The sequence below is a fragment of the Bacillus sp. AFS002410 genome, from assembly GCF_002556365.1.
In the GTDB taxonomy this organism is placed as follows: domain Bacteria; phylum Bacillota; class Bacilli; order Bacillales; family Bacillaceae_G; genus Gottfriedia.
Genome location: NZ_NUEU01000052.1, coordinates 1 through 2,026 on the forward strand (window position 1 = coordinate 1; position 2,026 = coordinate 2,026).

Annotated in this window: 4 protein-coding genes; all 4 read right to left on the minus strand. The window is 33.2% G+C overall.

Going from position 1 to position 2,026, the window contains the following annotated elements; translation table 11 throughout:
- Positions 1–478 precede the first annotated feature (478 nt).
- From CN692_RS19125 to CN692_RS19140, 4 genes are read right to left on the minus strand one after another with little or no spacing between them, the layout of a single operon-like run.
- Positions 479–739, minus strand: a complete 261-nt coding sequence (locus CN692_RS19125; protein ID WP_098120739.1) for a hypothetical protein — start codon at positions 737–739, stop codon at positions 479–481.
- A complete protein-coding gene (locus CN692_RS19130) occupies positions 726–1,124 on the minus strand; it encodes a YopX family protein (protein WP_098120740.1) in 399 nt (132 codons plus the stop codon). The genes CN692_RS19125 and CN692_RS19130 overlap by 14 nt, the downstream gene beginning before the upstream one ends.
- Before the next feature lie 12 nt (positions 1,125–1,136).
- Positions 1,137–1,589, minus strand: coding sequence for a hypothetical protein (locus CN692_RS19135; protein WP_098120741.1), 453 nt, complete (start codon positions 1,587–1,589; stop codon positions 1,137–1,139).
- Complete coding sequence (locus CN692_RS19140; protein ID WP_098120742.1) at positions 1,586–1,933, minus strand: hypothetical protein; 348 nt, start codon at positions 1,931–1,933, stop codon at positions 1,586–1,588. Before CN692_RS19140 ends, CN692_RS19135 begins: the two co-directional genes overlap by 4 nt.
- Positions 1,934–2,026 lie beyond the last annotated feature (93 nt).

Here is a 2,026-nt window from a genome sequence, read left to right on the forward strand (position 1 = left end):
CCACAAAACGATAAGCCAAAATGGAATAGCAACAAATGACATATAGAAACATCCTCTAAATACTTTCATCATCATCTCCATGAAGTAATTTAGTAATTTCATAGATTGGATTTTCAATTTGAATAATCATTTATTTACCTCCATATTAAACGTATAACTTTTTCAATCATTGTTAATACTCTAATAGTGGGTAAAAACCATTCATCCTATGAACCCACTCTAATGTGGGCCAGCTCTACCCATCTCCAGCATCCAGGTAGAATGAATGGCCCATTTTAAAATAATTTCTAATACTTAGGTGATTAAAATGAAACGTTATATATCATACATGTTCTTACCCATTGCTTTTATTTGCTACCTTTTAGGGTATTTAAATAAAAATATACAAATAGGTGTTTTCGGTATTATTTTTCAGTTACTAGCTTTTGTAACGGATATGTTTATACATCGTAAAAATAAACATTCGAATTAATCCATCTCAGTCATTTCGAATCTCGTCCATCCACTTAGCTATTTCATCCAATCTGCATTGCCATCGATCTCTTTCTTCACAGAGTGTACTTAATGATGCTCTTGCTGCCGCTCTTCTTCTTACAGTGCTATTATTGTCATCCATTAGGAATAATTTATCTGATTGATTTTTAATTTTGATATTAACTTGTGCGAATTTCTTTTCAATAGCTTGTTTAGACATATTAAGAATGAATAATCTTTTGAAAACCGTCTCATTCATTTTCATTCTGCACCTCCAACAAATGAGGATGTTCGTAAATGTTACCTATTACTTCGCAGATATAATCTCTCCAACGATAATGTTTACAGTACTCAGAGTCGATTAAAAATGACGCATTATCGAAACTTACAAAACCTTTTTGAATTGGATTTTCAGTCATATAAGAATCTTCAAAGTTAACAATATCTCCTTCATAAATTTCTTTATCGTTTTTATCTTTCAGACCAATAAATTGCATAATAACAGCCCCATCTTCAATTAACTGGTCATGGTCGAGTTCATCTTGAAAACCAATCATTCTAACATTCTTTAATCCATCAAAAATTGGATAAAAGCATTCATCCATTTTATTTAGTTCTTTATTCCATGCACGAAATTTAATCTCTCTCATTGGACACCCTCCTCATATAAAATTGCTGATAATATCAAACGCAACATAAATTCCGTAGCAAACACCGACTATAATAAATTGCTTGTTTCTCATACCCAACTTACTTTTCAACTCAATAATTTCTTTAATTTGCTTATGTTCCACTTCAGCCAGTAAATTAAAACGTTTGTCTAACCATTCATTTTCTAGAGTGATCCTACGCAACTCATCGTTTTGCTCAAAGTATTCGTTTCTTAACCCGTGAAATTGACTGTAAAGAGCATCATGATCGTTACTTTTTTTATCTAATCGCTCTTGTGTTTCGTCATTTTTACGTTTTTCTTTCCAAAATCCTTCTGCCCAATACTGGATATCTATTACCGCATTTTCATATCTACTTTCATGCCATTTACCGATTGCCAAGTATCTTTTAGCTTTATTCTCAAAGTGCTTAACTTTGTTATTTGGCTTGTATTGTCTTTTCATTTCTTAGCCCCCTTATTGATATTAAATTCAAATTTCCCAACACCATTTTGAGCGACTTCTTCTGGAGAATAGATTGGAGTAATAATTGCCGATTCAACATCCCAACCTAATTTCCCTCGAGCTCGAAGAGTGTTTTCACCTATACCAAATCCTGCAGCACGATCTATCTGTTTTTGTGTTGGTACCCACTTTTGCAAGCTCATTTTCGAGCGTTTTTTAACCCCTATGCTTTTCCCATATTTCTTTTCGATTTCTTCCCGTTCCATCTCATGCACCGAACGACAATGGGCTTTTGATATGAAATCAGCTTTATATCCGCAACCTGGATAAAGACATGTTTCCATCGAATTCACTTCCTCTTATAGAAATACTTACTTTCATTCCCTAGTTGTGGTTCTCCATTAAAAATCTCTTCGTAATCCTTAGGAATTTCTACG

Bases quoted from the DNA above. Each gene is read 5' to 3' on its own strand.
- CN692_RS19130 (WP_098120740.1), bottom strand. From the start codon at position 1,124: ATGAGAGAGATTAAATTTCGTGCATGGAATAAAGAACTAAATAAAATG.
- CN692_RS19125 (WP_098120739.1), bottom strand. From the start codon at position 739: ATGAAAATGAATGAGACGGTTTTCAAAAGATTATTCATTCTTAATATG.
- CN692_RS19135 (WP_098120741.1), bottom strand. From the start codon at position 1,589: ATGAAAAGACAATACAAGCCAAATAACAAAGTTAAGCACTTTGAGAAT.
- CN692_RS19140 (WP_098120742.1), bottom strand. From the start codon at position 1,933: ATGGAAACATGTCTTTATCCAGGTTGCGGATATAAAGCTGATTTCATA.